This window comes from Vibrio sp. JCM 18905 (assembly GCF_055393305.1).
Map to the genome: position 1 here is coordinate 1,560,583 of NZ_AP043878.1, position 18,101 is coordinate 1,578,683.

Genomic DNA, 18,101 nt, shown 5'->3' on the forward strand with positions numbered 1-18,101 from the left:
CCCCCAGTTAAGCCTTAATTTGTTTTATTGCATATTCTTCAAGTAAGCAAAGATTTGTTGATTAATGGCAGCTAGCTCTTTAGTAACTATAGCTATATCTGAGCTATCTGGCTCGTTATCGTTTCTTGTTTCTGCTTCTATTTTTGTGAAAACAATGACAGCGGTTTCTTCACCAAAGCTCTCTAGAATGCCCTTTAGACTGTGAGCCAATAAGTAGAGTTCCGGCCAACATTTGTTTGCGTACAACTCATTGATACGCTGTATGTCATTGGCGTGGTCTTCTAAGTATGTGGAAAAAACGGTGACGATAAGATCTACGTCGTTCTCCATGTATTTATTGAGAACATCAAAATTAATCATGTTTACCTCTGACTAACCGCGAGGTAGAAAAATGTATCGGATAGGAATGTTGAAGTGGGGGGAGTTGAGCGCTGAACAGTGTGCTTATCACTTGAGCTAGACTCATAAAAACAAAGTTATTGTTCGGTACACTTTGACTTATATACAAGTGTCTATGATCTAATCTTTTGTGCAAAGCATTTTGCACTCGTGTCGTGGCAACACAAGTTACGTGATAGTGGGTTCCAAATAAAATGCCGGGTTGGGAACAATCTTGTCTACCTAGTTTAAAGCAATCATCAAATAAGTAAGCCAAGCGCTCGCCAACTTTGACTATTCCTTCAGTCAAGGTTAACTCTCCTAATCGAGTACAAATACAAACTAGCAACCTAGTTGCATAATGGCAAGTAGCTTGACGCAAAAAAGGGGCCTTGAGCCCCTTTTGTACAATTAGCTTTGCTTGGAGTCTTGTTCTACCTGTCTCATTAATTCGTTCGCTTTCTTCATTGCGCGCCTTGCGCTTGTGGTCCTTCTCTTATTGAGCAGTATGTCGGAGAAGCGCAGGTATTTATCTGCAGTTTTGAATCTCAAATCGTTAATATCTTGAAAACCGATAGGAAAGTTCTTCGAAAACTGATCAACATCTTTCACTAAGTTATCGAGGTGAGTTGTTGTTCTTGCCTTTTCTAGGCGGTAATAGAAGTTTTCAAATTCCTCTTGGAACAAAATTCGAGCAGCCTCGTCCGGAAATGGTAGAGGATCGTTAGAGTCTAGCGCGGTCTCATACAGTTTCATCTCGAGGACTGCATCTTTCATCGCGTTGCTTATTTTTAAGTTGTTTTGATGCTCTTCAACGTTTGAGAAGAAAGTATTCCCAACCTTAATTAGCGCAACAAGTGCTGCAGCATCTTTATTTTTGAGTGCTTCAGTTAGGTGTTTACCAAAAACATCGCTAGATAATGAGCTTGGTGTAAATGGGTAATCCTGATGAATTTGATTTAACTCATCTTTCAGTTCATAGATGGACTTACTGTCTTCTTCTTTACTGTATCGAGACTTTTCCAGTTGGCTATTGATTTGTCTGGCTATCGAAAGCAATGTTGAGTGCTTGCTTGATTGAATATCTAACGCCAGAACTTCAATTTTATGTGAGTCAGGGTAGTAGGCTTTTGCTTTGTTTAGTACAGACTCGATTTCATCATAATTTGGATAGTTGTTAGCATCAGAATTCAGAACCTGATCAATCTCAGATTCAAACTCACTTAGAAGGTAGCTCTTGTGCTGTCGTAGTAAGCCAGCTTTAATCACCGGGTGTAAGTTTTTCTCACTATTAATCAGTGACAAGCTTTTTTCTGGCGGTGTATCAAGCAACCATTCCTGCCCATTAATCTGATCATTTTGCTTGTTAATCGCTATTTCTAAATCAGAGATGGTTTCTTGTTGTTGTTGATAGCCAAATACGATTCCGGTAACCAATAGTACGCTTGCAGCTACACCGCTAACGATAGGCCAATATCGCATGTTCAACTTTTGTTTTAACTGCTCTGGGGTAAGGTCTTTGGGGATGATGCCAGTTGAAAACACGCGTGCAAAGATAGGCCACTTAGATGCTGGCATATTAGCAGGTTTCGAGACCTTCATTTTCTTTTTGAGAGCTTCATTAACAGGAGTTCTTGAATAAGGATGCTTGCAACTCAATAACTCGTAAGCAATACAAAATAGCGCAAACATATCGTCGCTTAAGTTTGGCTCTTTACCCGACAACAAGTTGAGCGATGCGTAGTTTGGAGTATAACCAAGAGTCTCCACATTTTCGGATTTACGTTTAGCTGCGTATTGATCTTGCTTTAATTGATGAGTTTTAGATACACCAAAGTCGAGTAATTTAACATTACCTTCAGACGTTAAAATGACGTTAGCGGGCTTTAAATCGGCATGCACGACACCAAGTGAATGGGCGTAAGACAGGGCGTCAAGTACCTGATTTAGAATCGATAAAGTTGCATTAAACTTCAGCCCATGCGGCCTAGATCGTTGTATTAAATTCTCTAATGTTTCCCCATTAATATATTCCATCACTAAGAAATATATTTCGCCATCGACACCAAAATCAAAAACCCTAATAATATTAGGGTGGCTTAATCTTTGTGTTTGCTGAGCTTCACGTATCAACATGCGTGCAGTCTCTGGTTGAGATGCAAACTCTTTTTGTAAAATCTTTAATGCTACGTAAGGGGTTTCTGAACCTGAAGATTCTAATATCTTATCTTTTGCCAAATAAACATCACAAAGTCCGCCATGGCCAAGAACCGACTCGATTTCATATCGATTTTTGACAGTTGTGCCTATTAAACTCTCATTAATAACATCTTTGTCATTATTTGATTTGTTATTTTTATTGTTTATTTTCTTATTAACTAACGGAGTGTTTTCTTTTTGAGACAGTTTTGTATTTGTTTCATTTTTATTTTGAACGGAGCCTTCATTGCTAGCAACTTTATTTGATTGAATTGCATTGTCTCGTTTTTGAGTCTTTACAATTTTAGTTTTGTCTCCGCTATCTTTATTATTTATAGAATTGTTTTTATTGCTGTCTTCCATCACAAGAACTCCGTATAAATGATGGGGGAATATATACCTTTCTGCTCAATGAAAAGTCATTATGTTAGAATTTCGCGGCCAAACTAACATTCGTTTTTTTATTGATGAAAGTCTAAGTGTCAAAAATTTGAACTTGGTTGGATAATTAAAATTGTTGAACATTACGTGATTGCTTTGATAAAAAAATGATTCATTATTCCGTGCATGATTTTCAATGGCAGGTTTAAGGTTTTTATTAATCTTACTGTTAATAATAAAGTGACTAATAATAAAATTAAAAATAATATTTAGCAGGTCTTTGGCGAGGTTTACATGAAGTTGGTTTTAACCATAACAAGTTTCCACAAATTTACTCCAGAGATTGAGAGTGAGTTTGTGTTTGAATCAAGTGATGAGCATGCCAAAGTTACGTTTGGTCGGTCTGAGCAATGTGATTGGACACTGCCAGACCCTGAAAGAGTAGTATCCGGAACTCACGGAGAGCTCATCAAGTTTGGTGATAAATACTTGATAAAAGACTTATCAACTAATGGCACGTTTGTTAATAACGCTGTGACACCTGTGGGCCAAGGAAATGAGATTGCACTAAGTGACGACGATACGGTTAGTTTAGGGGATTACCAAATTTCAGTAAGTATTCAAACTAGCACTGAGGCATTCAATAATCAGGAAAGTAACTTTCGTTCCAGTTCAGAACCTGAAGCATTCTCGAGTTCATCTGAAGCAGAGTTTGTAGACCTCGGCCTTAGTGCCAGTGAGCTTTTGAATGAGAGTGTTCCTTCTGACTTTCAATTAGATATTGGATTAGTCGATGATTTCATTGATATCCCCAAACCAGAAAAACAGAGTGTAGATCCTACACCTGTACCGGAAACCCCACGTCAGCTAGAACGTCAGCCAACTCCCAAATTTGATAGTAAAGGGAGCGAGCTTGCGGCGTTCATTAAAGGAGCGGGTATTGATCCAACGATGATTCCCAGCGATAACAGAGAGCAATGGTTTGAACAGCTGGGGGAATCATTTTCTTTGATGTTAGTTGGTTTAATGGAAACGCTGCACAATCGCGCGGTATTTAAACAAACAAATCGACTTAGTCATACTGCGTTTCGGAAGTCAGAAAATAATCCTCTGAAGTTCTCTGCGAATTTAGAAGATGCAATTCATAACTTATATAACCGTCAAACTGCAAGTTTCCTAAAGCCAAGTGCAGCCATTAAAGAAGCGTTTAGTGATATAGAAAGTCATGAACAAGCGTTAATGAAAGGTGTTGAGGGTACGGTTTCAAGTGTTATGTCGCTTGTTGAACCTACGTCGATATACTCAGAAGCTTTAGCTAAAGACACGGTTATTAATAAGGTTATTCCAGCAAGGAAATATGCTCAAAGTTGGAAGCGGTTTGAGGATATTCATGAAAAGCTATCCGATGACATTATCAATAAAGAATCTCCATTTTATTTAGAAGATTTCGCTAAACACTATGAGTTAGCATTAAAAAATAAAAGCTAGGAAATAGGGTGATGAAAAGAGTTTATCAGTACATTTTGTTATTAATTTCAATGGTTTTATTTGGATGCTCAGCAGCCAATTTAGTTGTTGATCCATATTCAGATTTAGAAATAACAGCAAATCACAATATTAACCCTGACTCCAATGGTAGGCCATCCCCTGTAGTCGTGTATGTTTTTGAATTAACATCAAATACCCTTTTTGAAAGTCAGGATTTTTTTTCAATTTATGAAGAAAGTGAAAAAGTCTTAGGCCCTGATTTAGTGAATAAATATGAAATATCATTAACTCCAGGTCAGAAAGAAACATATCAGGCAAGTATGTCTCCAAAGACTGAATACTTAGGCATTGTCGCAGCGTTTCGAGATATTGAAAATTCAAATTGGCGACAAGTCATTGAAGTGGATAAGACCGGTTACAACACCTATCAAATTCTGTTAGAAGATCTGTCTTTGGTCGTAAAATAACGTTTAGTTGGCTAATTATAAATGACGCAATACTCCAAGACGGCTTGGTGCGAAGGGATGTTTTTACGTCCCCAGCACTTTCAACAACATGAACGCGCAACCTCTCAAGAATTCAAAGGCTTACATCAGTTTGGTGGGGCTTATAATTGGGGGGTTTGGAAATGTCGAGTAAAAGAACATGCATTAAAAGATGGTCTGATTGAATTAGATCACTTTGAGGCAGTTTTGCCAGATATGACTCTGGTTAATACCTTAACAGCCAGCGATTCGGTTGTGCCTTTATTTATTGATAAAGACGTAGAAAATACGTTAGTAAAAATCACTCTTCCCCTTTCAAATGTCAAAGGTAAAAATGTTTCTGATGTAAGTGAGGCGATCGTTTCTCGTTATGTACTTAAAGACGTTGACGTTATAGATAATCTCACTGGGCAGGATGAAGAAACGATTCAAGTCGCAGCCTTAAACCTAGAACTGAAAGCCAGCAATGACAAATTAGCGGGTTATGTTGAGTTACCGATTTTGAAAATAAAAGAGGTAACGGCAGAAGGCGAAGTAATACTAGACGATTCGTATGTTCCACCGCTTATCAATTTACTTAGCGACAAAGTTATGTCGGCTTACTTGCGTAACGTTATTGCGATGACAAAGATGCGTGCCGACGTTATTGCGCAGCGATTGATTAAGGGCAAAGCCGCATCTGCATCTGCTGTTGATTTCATCATGCTACAAATGTTGAACAGGTATGAGGCGATGTTAAAGCACTTTAGTGACCTAGACAGGCTACATCCATTGGAATTAGCTACGACCCTGAAAGGTTATATTGGTGAATTAGCTACGTTTTCTGACAAAACCAAGAGGATGCCAAGCTTACTTACATACGATCACTTAGATGTATCAAGTGTTTATAGCGAATTGAATCAAGTTCTGAGTCAATATCTGAGCGTTGTCCTTGATCAAACAGCAAGCAAACTTCCTTTGGAGCCACGACAATATGGAATTCAAGTGACGCCACTTCCAGATAAGCGTTTACTTGAATCATGCCAGTTTGTGCTTGCGGTCAAAGCTGATACGACAACAGATGAAATCAGACGTTTAGTCCCGGCGCAGCTCAAGTTTGGACCAGCGGAGCAGATTCGTGATCTGATCAACAATCAGATTAATGGCATAAACGTAGCGCCATTGAGTGTAGTACCGAGGCAGATCCCTTACCAAACGGGTTATGTCTACTTCGAAGTAGTCAAGAAAGGCCCGTTTTGGATGAGGCTGAAAGACAGTGGTGGTATTGCGCTGCATTTATCGGGGCATTTTCCGAATGCTGACCTTGAGCTGTGGAGTATTAGTCAATAGGTGTGCTCAGTATGGAACAAACGATCGTAAAACCAACACCGGGTGGAAGAGCGCCCGCACCGAAACCACCATCAGAAAAGTCAGCGGATAATACGGTAGTTATCTCAAAAAGTCCTGAATTGGTGAATAACGATTCAGTGGTTGCTTATGGGAACAACCCTTTATTGGCAGAAGCGAATGGTCTTTTATCCATTATTGGTCAAATTCGAGCGACAGCGACTCATTCTGACCCGTTGTTTCTAAAAGAGACGTTGGCACAAAAACTTAGAGATTATGAGAACCGACTACGCCACCACGACGTTGATTTGGACACTATTGATACGGCTCGTTACTGTTTGTGTTGCTCGTTAGATGAAGCGGTGCTCAATACTAATTGGGGGGGGCATTCATTTTGGAGCCATGACTCATTGCTTAGTTCTTTCTATGCCAGCAGCCAGGGTGGGGAAGCGTTCTTTAAGTACCTTGATAAATGCATGGCGCAACCAGATACAAATTTAGATTTGCTTGAATTGATGTACGTGTGCCTATCGCTTGGGTTTCTCGGCCAATATCGTTTGGAAAAAAACGGACTGGAGTCTCACCGAAAACTGAGAAGGCAGATTATCGCTATTCTTAAGTCTTACGGAAGAGGGATACCTCAAGAGCTAAGCAATAGTATCGAACAACACATTTTGAATGGCTCTAAGGCTTCCGACAGAGCTCCTCTCTGGGTTGTGTGCTCCGTAACGGCTGCATTATTGGTTTGTATATTTATGTATTTTAGCTATGAGCTAAACAAGGCTTCCAACCGCACCTTTTCTCAATTAGTCAATTTGGTTCAACCGCAACAGCTTAACCAAGATACAACGTCAGAATCAAAATCAGCGCCAATTGCAGAAAGGATCTCTATGTATCTGGCAACTGAGATCGGGAAGGGGCTAATTAACGTCGAGCCGTTGCAAGACAGGGTAAGAATTTCGTTAAAGTCGCAAGATCTATTTGAATCAGGTAGTGCTGATGTTGTTGCGTATATCCAACCCGTAATTTCTAAACTCGCTAGAACGTTGGAGTCGACCCAAGGCAAGATCATTGTGACAGGTCATACCGATGATAGGCCAATTTTCACGAGTAAATATCCTTCGAACTGGCATCTATCATTAGCTCGAGCTACTGCTATATCTGAACAACTTATCTCGAATAGCGCACTAGAAGGTCGAGTAATACCAGAAGGGCTGGGTGATGCAAGACCATTGGTTGAAAACAATAGTGACGAAAACCGAGCTATTAACCGTCGAATTGAAATCGACCTCCTTGTCGCGAATTAATAACAGGTAGATAGAGATGCGTATTAAAGAAATTGGCAGAATATTTACTCAAAGGTGGTTTCTCGGTCTTATCGGTGTCGCTGCTTGTTCAATTTTTATTTGGGTTGTTGGTCCACTTATCACGATAGCGGGATATGAGCCACTAAAGAGCGATTTCCAACGACTCGTCACGATTTTGGTGCTGGTGTTTGTGTGGGCTTTATTCAACGTGACTAAGCAGCACAAGCAAAAAGTTAAAGAAGACGAAAGTATTCAAACGTTACTTGAGGTTGATAGTCAATCAGATAAAGAAGCGGCGAGTGAAATTGACTTAATGCGCGAGCGTATTGAGCAAGCTGTCAAAGTAGTAACGAAAACACATAAAGGAAAGCGAAGCTTATATGACTTGCCTTGGTATGTGTTGATCGGCCCTCCAGGGACAGGGAAAACAACAGTGTTAAAGCAGTCAGGGCTAGAGTTTCCGTTAGCGGATAGCCTTGGCTCTGACTCTATTGCTGGAGTCGGTGGAACTCGTCATTGTGATTGGTGGTTTGCAAATAAAGCAGTTCTGATTGATACGGCCGGTCGATACACGACACAAGACAGTCAAGAAAAAGTCGACTCTAAAGCATGGCACGGCTTCTTAGGGTTGTTGAAAAAATATAGAACGCAAAGGCCAATTAATGGTGCAATTGTCACGATCAGTTTAGCCAGTGTGATGTCGCAGACGAGAACCGAGCGAAGCCTTCATGCTCGAGCTATCAAGTCGCGCCTTCAAGAACTGAAGAATCAGTTAGGGATGCAATTTCCTATTTACGTACTACTGACCAAAATGGATTTAGTTGCGGGTTTCAATGAGTTCTTCTCTGATCTAAGTAAGGAAGAGCGTGAGGAATTGTTCGGTTTCATGTTTCCGCGTGAAGTGGCTGATGAAAGAGGGGTTATTTCTTTATTCAATAAAGAATTTCATGGCATGTTGGAGCGACTTGATGCTCGAATGCTGAGAATCCTTGAAACTGAAGATGATTTAGAGAAGCGAGCACTTATTTTTGAATTTCCTAAACAGCTAAGGGTATTGCAAGCTAACCTTGATGAATTTTTAGCGGAAATATTTGCACAAAATAGTTTTGAAGAGCCAGCCTTGATTCGTGGTGTGTTTATGTTGAGCTCGGTCCAAGAAGGCTTACCAGTCGATAAGTTAATGAATGAATCGACCAATGGACTTGGACTAAATCGCCTCGCTCTAGCAAAGAGCCCAACAGGGTCTCATAGTTATTTCGTGAAGAACTTGTTTGATAAGGTTATTTTCAAGGAACAACTGTTAGGAACGGTTAATCGTCACTATCAAAAGCAGTCAGGGTGGATGCGCCGAGGTGTTTACATTGGCTGTGCTTCTCTACTGCTAGGTGCGTCTTCACTTTGGCTTATGAGCTACAAGTGGAATTCTCAGCTGATTGTCGATACCAATGAGCAAGCCGGCCATATTGAAGCAATGATTGGTGCTGAGAGCCTAGATTTTGAGGCGGATATTATCTCAGCCGTAGAGACATTAGACCGATTGATGACGCTTCCTCTAGGAAAGCAAAGCAACTACGGCGATGCTGATTCCGTAAAAAGGTTTGGTCTCTATCAAGGAGATAAAGTCTCACAGGCGGCGAACAATGCATATTCTGATGCGTTGACCCAATATTACGCTCCCTTGCTTCTTGATAGCTTGGTGACGGAAATGGAAAGTAATCAACAGCATCGAGAGTATTTGTATGAAACGTTGAAAACTTATTTGATGTTATTTAATCCAGACAAATACCAACAAGATGAAGTGTTGGCTTGGTTTAACTTCTATTTTGAACGTCAATATCCGGGTGAACTAAATATAGACTTAAGAAAAGGTCTGTTACAGCACACTCAAAATTTATTAGAGAATAATGGACAAGGCTTTTCTTATAATACTGCTGCCGTGACTAATGCCCGCGAGGTTTTGACACAAATGTCTCTACCAGAACGTGCTTATCAGCGAATGAAGATACAATTTTCGAAGAGTCATGTTCCTTCATTTCGTTTGACTGATGTCTTGGGGCCTAAAGGGCTTGAGCAGTTTGAACGAGCGAGTGGAAAGCCGTTATCACAGGGCATTTCGGGCTTTTATACGTACAATGGCTTTCATAGCATTTTTCAGATTCAGATCAACCGTACAGTAAAAAGCCTAATGGAAGAGAACTGGGTTTATGGTGACGATCTTAAGGCTCATGAAATTGATCAAGATAGCGCTATTCAAGGAGTCCAATCTCGATACTATCAAGATTATGTGAATGAATGGAAAACTCTGATCGAAGATATTCAACTTAAGCAGGCTCCGAGCCTAGAGCTTGCAACAGAACAAGCTAGAGTTCTATCTGGAGTTGAAAGACCAATCGAATCGTTGTTGAGGGCAATCCAAAAAGAAGTTGGTTTGTCGAAAGTATCATTGTCAGAAAATCAGAAGGCCGCTTCTGAAGTTGCTGGTAAGGTTGCCAAAGTTAAATTTTCGAATACGGCAGATAGACTAGACATGTACTTGCCTGAAGAAAATGGTTTCAATGTTGCACTGCCAGGTAAAGAAGTCGAATCTCATTTTTCGGAGATCTTACGTCTCGGCGAACAAGACTTTGATGATATTCAACAAGCTATGGTTAACTTGCGCTCGTACTTAAGCGATTTATCAAGCTCAGGTAATAATCAGAAAATTGCTTACAAAAGTATTTTAGATGGGACCGTTACACAAGATGTGGCTGCTTCCTTTGCTCGCGCTAAAGAACTTTTGCCTAGGCCATTTAATCAATGGCTAGGTGAACTTTCTCAAGAGTCAGTTAAGTTTGCGGAGAGCGGGTCGAAAGATCATCTAAATCAGCTTTGGGTTACGCAAGTGGTGCGCCCTTATCAGCGGACGATTGCGGGTAGATACCCATTCGAGCCAAATGCGAGCAGAGAAGTAAGGCTGAAGGACTTCAAACGTTTCTTTGGTTATGGAGGTACGCTTGACTCATTCTTCCAAGAGTATCTTGAACCGTTTGTCGATACGTCGAAAAGTCGTTGGCGATTAGAAAAGGAAATTGGAGTTCGTCCAGAAACGCTGATGGTCTTTCAAAGAGCGAAGCGTATCAGGCAGTCTTTCTTTGAATCTGATAATTCATTGCGCGTAGAGTTCGGTATGAAACCAGTGTATCTGGATCAGCACATTACTCGGTTTGTTCTAGAGCTAGGTAAGCAAGATTTGGTTTATAAGCATGGACCAGCACGAGCTAAATCCTTGAGCTGGCCTGCGGGTCAAGACCAGACTCGAATAGTGTTCACACCACCAGAATCTAAACGCGAAATTGCTCATACCTATGAAGGTGAGTGGGGCATATTCAAGCTTTTGGATCAATCACTTAAAGCAAGACCAGAATCACGTAAAGACAACATAGTTATGATTGATTTAAAGGGAAATAAGGTGCAACTAGAGCTTATTCCGTCTAGTGCTATTAATCCGTTTTGGTCAAATGAAATGGAGAGGTTCAGATGTCCACGAACCTTGTAACATCAGCCTGGGGTTATATCGGTAAAATGCCTGCAAAAGGAGACTTTGTGAAAGATGGCTTATCACAAGATTTTTCAGAGCGCTGGCATGACTGGCAGCAGGCTGTTATTGCAGTCAGCAGAGAACAATTGGGTGAAAGTTGGAATGAGCACTTTTTAACCGCGCCTGTGTGGCACTTTGCTCTGGATGTTAGTTACTTAGAAGACTCGACATACATTGGTAGCATGATTCCTAGTGTAGATGCATGCGGTAGATACTTTTTCTTTACTATAGCTCGTGCCGTAAAAGGTGAAGCTGCGCAATATTGGGGGGACAAAGCTTGGACCGAGGACAGTGCATCTCTTGCCCTAGCAGTACTTGAGGACGACTTTGTATTTGATGTTTGGCATAAGAGCATGCAAGAAAAAAACGATTTAGTGGCGAATGTAAAAAGTGAAGTGCGGCCTCTTAAATTTCTTTATCAAAGCCAAATATCTACGATTTTTCATGATCAAGGTGGAGCAGATCAAAGCGCACTTTTGAATTACGTCATTAAAGAAAAATTGAGTAAGCCATGCTTTTGGTGGACTGAAGGCTCGACTCTAGTTGAACCATGTATGTTTATGACCAGCGGTTTCCCTTCTATTGGTCAATTTTCTGCCATGCTTGATGGCGGTTGGAAAAAGTGGAATTGGTAGGATAGAAGAATGAATTGGAACTATTTTACCTTTGCTAAATCGCACGCAGGAAAAGTACGCCCTTATAACGAGGATGCTCTTTTAGATATGACAGAGCAGCATATTTGGGTTGTAGCCGATGGAATGGGTGGGCATAGTGCTGGCGACATAGCAAGCCAGATGCTAGTGGATAGAATCGCGCGCCATATGCAGGATGTCCCAAATACCAATATCGATGATATCCGGAGTGTGGTTCAAGCCGCGAATTTAGAAATTTATCAATACGCACAAAATCACTTAGACGGTAAAACGATGGGAACAACTCTCGTTTTGTTGTTTATCCAGGACGGGTATTACCACTGTCTTTGGGTCGGTGATAGCCGAATTTACCAGCTTAGAAATGGTCATTTTTCTCAAAAAACACGCGATCATAGTCAAGTTATGGATTTAGTCGATCAAGGGTTATTGGCATTTGAAGATGCTGAGTCACATCCTCTCGCAAATGTTATTACCAGAGCTGTTGGGGTAGATGAGAGTATCACTATTGATCAAGTTTCGGGGCAGTTGGCTGACGGAGATCAATTTCTTCTGTGTAGTGATGGGCTTTCTAAAGAATTAACGAGTGATGAAATTCACCGGACATTGTATGCGGACTCAGTAAATCAAGCAGGATTAGCGCTCATGCATTCGGCGTTAGTGAGAGGTGCAAGTGATAACGTTACTTGTGCGTTAGTCAAAGTTCGCCAAGCGCAGACAGAATTTGAAGCAGTAACGAGAGAAGACGCGACGATCCCCGTTTTTCTTAGAGGGAGGTCTTATGAATAGTGAGATGTTCGATTGGTATGAACAAGCGTTGGCTCCTATATCTCAAGAGAATCCCACAGGTGTTGATCCTAGAGAAGATGTATCGCCACAGTCCGCTTATTACCGATTAAAAGATCAGCGTATGGCTGCGCGAAATGCAGAGCGTAATGCGCTTATAGAAGAAGAAAGTATTTATACCCACAGTAACTTATGGCGGGTATTTATTGAAGAAGTACCAGAGATACTTACGAATCAATCTAAAGATTTAGAGTTTGTGGCTTGGCTTATAGAGGCTCTAACTCGATTGCATGGTTTTCGTGGTATGGGCGTTGGGTACAAACTCGCAACCGAGTTCATCGAGAAGTTTTGGGATGATCTCTATCCAATGCCTGATGAGGATGGTATTGAAACAAGAATATCGGCGATTACTGGCCTCAATGGTATCGATAGCGAAGGAACACTTATTTTCCCTATTGCTTGTATCCCGCTTACTGACGTAGGCGTTGAGCAAGCGTATGCCTACTGGGAATATCAGCAAGCTATTGAGTTGGAGCGTTTAGATGAAGATAAGCGCCGAAATCGAGTCGATCTTGGCGCTACAGAGCTATCTGATATTACAACTACAGTTAAATCTACCTCTGATGCCTTTTATCGTGAGCTAATCGCTGATCTGGAGTTCGCCACAGAGTCATTTAATGAATTCAGTCAGCGATTAGATGAAGCGGTAGGTGATGTCACTCCTAGCTCTTATATATCAAAAAGGCTTGAATCAATACACTCGGCATTAAAGCATCTCCTTGGAGAGCGTTTTAATCAACCACAAGCTGTGTTTGAAGAACTGGAGGAGGTGGATGAATCTTCTTCTTCGGAACAACAAGTGAGTTCACAAAGTTCTGATGCACTATTAGCGACAAACATGAAATCACGAGAGCAGGCGATTAGACAATTGCAGCAAGTGGCTGATTTCTTCAGAGAGAGTGAGCCTCACTCACCAGTTTCTTACTCCATCGAACAGATCATTCGTTGGTGTGGAATGCCTCTGCCGGAGTTACTGGCGGAACTTATCTCCGACGGAGATGCAAAGAAAAGCTACTTCCGTTTGGTTGGCATAGCAGAACAAAATGAAAATTAATAAAGGGAGAATGGTATGACGAGTATCCACTCGAAACTGTCACGAGTACGGAAGCCTCGTGTCCACATTACCTATGATGTTGAAACTGAAGGTACAACTCTTAAGAAAGAGCTACCTTTTGTTGTAGGTGTAATGGGTGACTTCGCTGGTCAAAACACTGAAGCGTTGAAGCCTTTGAAAGACCGCCGTTTTATTCAGATCGATCGAGACAACTTCGATGATGTGCTCAAAAAGATGAACCCATCGGTTAAGTTCAAAGTTGCGAACAAGCTTGCGAACGACGATTCACAGTTTGAGGTGGATTTGAACTTTAAATCAATGCAAGACTTTGAGCCCGCTGCGATCGTAAATCAAGTTGATCCACTGCGCCAACTGATGGAAACGCGTAATAAACTGCGTGATTTGATGACAAAAGTTGACCGTTCTGAAGAGCTTGAAAACATCTTAGAGGATGTTTTGAACAACACAGACAATCTGGCAAAACTTGCGGGCGAGTTAGATCTTGGCAAGAAAGCGAAGCCAGACAGTACTGAAGGAGCGGAATAATGACGACTGAAGCTGAAAAGCAGTTAGATCCAACTGTTAATGAACAAACAACTTCATTTTTAGATCAAGCTATTGGTGCAACTAAGCAGACAGAAGCCTCTCGTGCTGAAGAGCTAATTAAAACGCTCACTGAAGAAGCAATGAAAGGGACGGTTACTTGGAACAAAAACCTAACGGTAACTTTTCGTGAAGCGATTAATTTACTTGATAAACAGATTTCTGATCAGTTGTCTGAAGTAATGCATCATCCTGAATTACAGAAACTTGAAGGTTCTTGGCGTGGTTTAAATTATCTAGTGATGAACTCAGAGACGAGCTCTACTCTGAAAATTCGCATGATGAGTATGACCAAGAAAGAATTACATAAAGACTTGAGTAAAGCGGTTGAATTTGACCAAAGCCAGATCTTTAAGAAAGTTTACGAGTCTGAGTTTGGCAGTGCAGGTGGTGAACCTTATGGTGCATTAATTGGTGACTATGAGTTTACCAACCACCCAGAGGATATTGAGTCGCTGCGCCTAATGTCAAATGTAGCCGCTTCAGGCTTCTCCCCATTCTTGTCCGCGGCCTCACCAGCACTATTTGGTTTTGATGAGTGGACTGAACTGTCAAAACCACGCGATCTAGACAAGGTCTTTGAGTCGCTAGAATACGCTCAATGGCGTTCGTTCCGTGAGAGTGCTGATTCACGTTTTGTTAGCCTGACTATGCCGAAAGTTCTGGCTCGTTTGCCATACGGACAAGCCACTGCTCCAGTTGAGGAATTTGGATTTGAAGAGTTCGAAGTAGATCCAGTGTCAGGTATTGCTGTCAATGCTGAGCATAATGACTACTGTTGGATGAACTCTTCGTATGTTCTTGGTGTTAAGTTAACAGATGCCTTCTCAAAATATGGATTCTGTACAGCTATCCGTGGTGCAGAAGGTGGTGGTCGAGTGGATAATTTGCCAACACATTTCTTCATGAGTGATGATGGCGATCCTGATATGAAGTGTCCAACAGAGATTGGTATTACCGACCGACGTGAGGCAGAACTGGGTAAACTTGGTTTCTTACCGCTTTGTCACTACAAAAACACCAACTATGCGGTGTTCTTTGGTGCGCAAACCTGTCAAAAACCGGCGAACCACGAATCTCCAGAAGCAACGGCTAATGCGGCGATTTCAGCACGTCTACCTTACATGATGGCGACATCTCGTTTTGCGCATTATTTGAAGGTAATGGCTCGAGATAAAATCGGTAGCTTTATGGAAGCAGAAGACGTTGAGTCTTGGTTGAACCGCTGGATTCTAGGCTATGTAAATGCTTCAGAGGGTGGTGGTCAAGAGATCCGAGCGAAATACCCTCTAGCAGATGCTCGTGTCCAGGTTAAGGAAATCCCTGGCGCACCAGGTTCTTACAATGCTGTAGCATGGCTTAAGCCTTGGCTGCAAATGGAAGAATTGACGACATCTTTGCGACTTGTTGCAAAGATCCCTCAGTCGGGTGGATAAGAAATGAATTGGCTGGTCGTAGGGCCAGCCATACCAAATCGTTATGTTCTAGATGGAAATAGCAGTGTCACTTAACTTTCGCGATCCCAGTAAGCTAAAGCATGAATTCAGCACAGGAGGCTATGCTGAGCTTGATAGCCCGTGGTTGACTCGATTCAATGAATCTTCTGATCTTTTAGAGTCAGCTCGAATTTGGCTAGAAGGTACGCGTTCAAGAGATTTGGACAGTTTTCGTCATAGTGTGATGAACACGATAAACCGAATTGATGAGCTATTAGAATCTCAATTAAACGAAATAATACATCATCCTGAGTTTCAACAACTCGAAAGAGGTTGGATCGGCGTGAGGTATTTATGCGAACAGGTCGACACTCGCTCATCAGACTCCGTCAAAGTCAAGGTGTTGGCGGCAACATGGAATGAAGTCAGTAAAGATGCACTAAAAGCCATCGAGTTTGACCAATCAGCACTATTTAAGCTGCTCTATCAAAATGAATATGGCATGGCCGGGGGAGAACCCTTTGGCGTGGTAGTTGGCGATTATCAACTTCGTTGTGATGCGAGTAAAAATTATTTTGATAGAGATCTGTCTGTGCTCAGCAAGATCTCTCAGTCTGCAGCGGCAGCATTCAGCCCGTTCATTATGTCAGCATCGCCGGAGATGTTTGGTGTTGACAGTTTTTCACAGCTCTCTGCGATAAGAGATATTGCGGCCCAATTTGAACAGGCAGATTACGCAAAATGGCGCAGTTTGAGAGACAACGATGATACCAAATTTATTGGCCTGACTGCGCCGAATGTTTTATTCCGTCAGCCATATAAAAGTGATGGTTCACGCAACGATCAGTTCGACTTTCAAGAGCATGTCTACGACTCTAATCGCGATTTGCTATGGGGGAGTAGCGCGTATTGTTTTGCGGCCGTATCAATTAGAGCGTTTCAGGAGCATGGGTGGTTTACGCACATGCGAGGCATTAAGCAAGGGGATTATAGTCAGGGTATTATCGTCGCTCCTACTAGGAACAAAATGCGTGTTAATGGCAAGAATGACCGTGAAAGATGTCCTTTAAACTTAAAGATCTCTGAGAGAAAAGAACAAGAGTTGTCTGAATGCGGTTTCATTTCTATTTCTCCTGTACCTGAAACCGATATGGTAGGGATGACCTCGAATGTATCTCTCTACAAGCCTAAGCAATATGCAGAAAAACACATTTCAACGAATGCAAAGCTCACGTCGATGTTGCAATACACGTTGTGTGTGTCGCGAGTCGCACATTATCTCAAGGTTATGGGGCGTGACAAGATTGGTGGGTATCAAGATGCAGAAAGCCTAGAGCGGGACTTTCAACGATGGTTGCATCAGTACACTACCGCGTCGGATGAAGCATCTGATGAACTTAGGGCGAAGTACCCCTTAAATGAAGCGAAAATTACGGTTCGAGAGAAAAGAGAAACTCCAGGACACTATTACTCTGTTATCCATTTGCGACCGCACTTCCAGCTCGATCAAATGGTATCTAGCATTAAATTAATTACTGAATTATCACCAGAGCACTTGGTGTAAGGAAATAACAATGACCCAATGGAAAAATGCTTTGTCCCAAGGCCAATTGCAACAAGCTCTAGAGCTATTAATTGATGAAATTAAAGCGGCGCCTAAAGATGCAAGCTTGAGAAGCTCGTTCATTGAGCTTCTTTGCATTGATGGAGACTTCGAGCGTGCGGATGAGCAACTTATGCAATCGATCAAATTGTTTCCTGAGTATCTACCTGGTGCAAGTCAGTTGCGACATTTAGTGAAAGCGGCCCAGGCTAGAAAAGATTTTATCGACGGTGCGGCTAGTGCCAAGGTATTAGGTGACGAGGAATTCACTAAAAAGCTTGTTCGCTTTAACCTTGCTCTCGGAAATCAAGACTATGCAGAAGCGTCACACCTAGCGCATAGCATTGAAGAGCAGCGTACTATTAAAGGCTTTAACATAAACGGTACAAACTATGAAGATGCTAGGGATATTGATGATCGTTTAGGTGGTTACATTGAACTGTTTTCCACCGCGGGTAACTATTTTCTTGTTCCAATTTCTAGCATTCAAGCACTAGAAATAAAAGCACCTACCTCTTTATTAGAAAGTATTTGGCGACCTGTAGAGTTTGATATTGACGGACTTGGCGAAGGAGAAGGCCATATGCCATTGACTTATGTTGACTCAGAAACTGACGCACAAAAGCTAGGTCGAGAAACAGATTGGAAACAGCTTGGTGAGCAAGAATCCTTCGTGGGTTTAGGCCAAAAATGTTGGCTAGTTGGTGATTCAGCCCTCCCAATCTGTGACTTGACTACATTGTTAGAGTCGAAACAAATAGCGTAACA

14 protein-coding genes are annotated in these 18,101 nt (G+C 41.6%); 12 read left to right on the plus strand and 2 right to left on the minus strand.

Going from position 1 to position 18,101, the window contains the following annotated elements:
- Positions 1-24: 24 nt before the first annotated feature.
- Together ACZ5ZC_RS06830 and ACZ5ZC_RS06835 are read right to left on the minus strand one after the other, a co-directional pair.
- Entirely contained in the window at positions 25-360 is a 336-nt protein-coding gene (locus ACZ5ZC_RS06830) for an Hpt domain-containing protein (RefSeq protein WP_005395669.1), read from the minus strand.
- Positions 361-789: 429 nt separating this feature from the next.
- Positions 790-2,940 carry a serine/threonine-protein kinase gene (locus ACZ5ZC_RS06835; protein ID WP_395214286.1) on the minus strand — a complete coding sequence of 717 codons (2,151 nt, stop codon included), beginning with the start codon at positions 2,938-2,940 and terminating at the stop codon, positions 790-792.
- A 312-nt stretch (positions 2,941-3,252) separates the two neighbouring features.
- On the opposite strand from ACZ5ZC_RS06835, the gene tagH reads away from it, so the two are divergent.
- From tagH to ACZ5ZC_RS06895, 12 genes are read left to right on the plus strand one after another with little or no spacing between them, the layout of a single operon-like run.
- The gene (gene tagH, locus ACZ5ZC_RS06840; protein ID WP_005395675.1) at positions 3,253-4,446 is read left to right on the plus strand and encodes a type VI secretion system-associated FHA domain protein TagH; all 1,194 of its coding nucleotides are present in this window, start codon (positions 3,253-3,255) and stop codon (positions 4,444-4,446) included.
- An 11-nt stretch (positions 4,447-4,457) separates the two neighbouring features.
- Positions 4,458-4,913, plus strand: coding sequence for a type VI secretion system lipoprotein TssJ (gene tssJ / locus ACZ5ZC_RS06845; RefSeq protein WP_005395676.1), 456 nt, complete (start codon positions 4,458-4,460; stop codon positions 4,911-4,913).
- A 57-nt stretch (positions 4,914-4,970) separates the two neighbouring features.
- Complete coding sequence (tssK, locus tag ACZ5ZC_RS06850) at positions 4,971-6,260, plus strand: type VI secretion system baseplate subunit TssK (RefSeq protein WP_012842178.1); 1,290 nt, start codon at positions 4,971-4,973, stop codon at positions 6,258-6,260.
- Between the two features lie 11 nt (positions 6,261-6,271).
- Positions 6,272-7,564 carry a type VI secretion system protein TssL, long form gene (gene tssL / locus ACZ5ZC_RS06855; protein ID WP_464931539.1) on the plus strand — a complete coding sequence of 431 codons (1,293 nt, stop codon included), beginning with the start codon at positions 6,272-6,274 and terminating at the stop codon, positions 7,562-7,564.
- 16 nt (positions 7,565-7,580) lie between these two features.
- Entirely contained in the window at positions 7,581-11,099 is a 3,519-nt protein-coding gene (gene tssM, locus ACZ5ZC_RS06860; protein WP_109169030.1) for a type VI secretion system membrane subunit TssM, read from the plus strand.
- A complete protein-coding gene (gene tagF / locus ACZ5ZC_RS06865) occupies positions 11,081-11,776 on the plus strand; it encodes a type VI secretion system-associated protein TagF (RefSeq protein WP_464931540.1) in 696 nt (231 codons plus the stop codon). The genes tssM and tagF overlap by 19 nt, the downstream gene beginning before the upstream one ends.
- A 9-nt stretch (positions 11,777-11,785) precedes the next feature.
- Positions 11,786-12,580 (plus strand): PP2C family protein-serine/threonine phosphatase, encoded by a 795-nt coding sequence (locus ACZ5ZC_RS06870; RefSeq protein ID WP_005398381.1) that lies wholly within the window; start codon positions 11,786-11,788, stop codon positions 12,578-12,580.
- The gene (tssA, locus tag ACZ5ZC_RS06875; RefSeq protein WP_012842182.1) at positions 12,573-13,691 is read left to right on the plus strand and encodes a type VI secretion system protein TssA; all 1,119 of its coding nucleotides are present in this window, start codon (positions 12,573-12,575) and stop codon (positions 13,689-13,691) included. Before ACZ5ZC_RS06870 ends, tssA begins: the two co-directional genes overlap by 8 nt.
- Positions 13,692-13,706: 15 nt before the next feature.
- On the plus strand, positions 13,707-14,237 hold the full coding sequence (tssB, locus tag ACZ5ZC_RS06880; protein WP_054868044.1) for a type VI secretion system contractile sheath small subunit: 531 nt from the start codon (positions 13,707-13,709) through the stop codon (positions 14,235-14,237).
- The gene (gene tssC / locus ACZ5ZC_RS06885; RefSeq protein ID WP_005396386.1) at positions 14,237-15,730 is read left to right on the plus strand and encodes a type VI secretion system contractile sheath large subunit; all 1,494 of its coding nucleotides are present in this window, start codon (positions 14,237-14,239) and stop codon (positions 15,728-15,730) included. Before tssB ends, tssC (ACZ5ZC_RS06885) begins: the two co-directional genes overlap by 1 nt.
- 52 nt (positions 15,731-15,782) lie before the next feature.
- On the plus strand, positions 15,783-17,294 hold the full coding sequence (tssC, locus tag ACZ5ZC_RS06890) for a type VI secretion system contractile sheath large subunit (RefSeq protein WP_152814361.1): 1,512 nt from the start codon (positions 15,783-15,785) through the stop codon (positions 17,292-17,294).
- A 10-nt stretch (positions 17,295-17,304) separates the two neighbouring features.
- Positions 17,305-18,099 carry a type VI secretion system accessory protein TagJ gene (locus tag ACZ5ZC_RS06895; protein ID WP_176319527.1) on the plus strand — a complete coding sequence of 265 codons (795 nt, stop codon included), beginning with the start codon at positions 17,305-17,307 and terminating at the stop codon, positions 18,097-18,099.
- The last annotated feature ends 2 nt before the right edge of the window (positions 18,100-18,101 follow it).

Coding starts and splice junctions, on each gene's coding strand:
- ACZ5ZC_RS06835 (WP_395214286.1), bottom strand. CDS start 2,940: ATGGAAGACAGCAATAAAAACAATTCTATAAATAATAAAGATAGCGGA.
- tssJ (WP_005395676.1), top strand. CDS start 4,458: ATGAAAAGAGTTTATCAGTACATTTTGTTATTAATTTCAATGGTTTTA.
- ACZ5ZC_RS06870 (WP_005398381.1), top strand. CDS start 11,786: ATGAATTGGAACTATTTTACCTTTGCTAAATCGCACGCAGGAAAAGTA.
- ACZ5ZC_RS06895 (WP_176319527.1), top strand. CDS start 17,305: ATGACCCAATGGAAAAATGCTTTGTCCCAAGGCCAATTGCAACAAGCT.
- tssA (WP_012842182.1), top strand. CDS start 12,573: ATGAATAGTGAGATGTTCGATTGGTATGAACAAGCGTTGGCTCCTATA.
- tssL (WP_464931539.1), top strand. CDS start 6,272: ATGGAACAAACGATCGTAAAACCAACACCGGGTGGAAGAGCGCCCGCA.
- tagH (WP_005395675.1), top strand. CDS start 3,253: ATGAAGTTGGTTTTAACCATAACAAGTTTCCACAAATTTACTCCAGAG.
- tssC (WP_152814361.1), top strand. CDS start 15,783: ATGGAAATAGCAGTGTCACTTAACTTTCGCGATCCCAGTAAGCTAAAG.
- tagF (WP_464931540.1), top strand. CDS start 11,081: ATGTCCACGAACCTTGTAACATCAGCCTGGGGTTATATCGGTAAAATG.
- ACZ5ZC_RS06830 (WP_005395669.1), bottom strand. CDS start 360: ATGATTAATTTTGATGTTCTCAATAAATACATGGAGAACGACGTAGAT.
- tssK (WP_012842178.1), top strand. CDS start 4,971: ATGTTTTTACGTCCCCAGCACTTTCAACAACATGAACGCGCAACCTCT.
- tssM (WP_109169030.1), top strand. CDS start 7,581: ATGCGTATTAAAGAAATTGGCAGAATATTTACTCAAAGGTGGTTTCTC.
- tssC (WP_005396386.1), top strand. CDS start 14,237: ATGACGACTGAAGCTGAAAAGCAGTTAGATCCAACTGTTAATGAACAA.
- tssB (WP_054868044.1), top strand. CDS start 13,707: ATGACGAGTATCCACTCGAAACTGTCACGAGTACGGAAGCCTCGTGTC.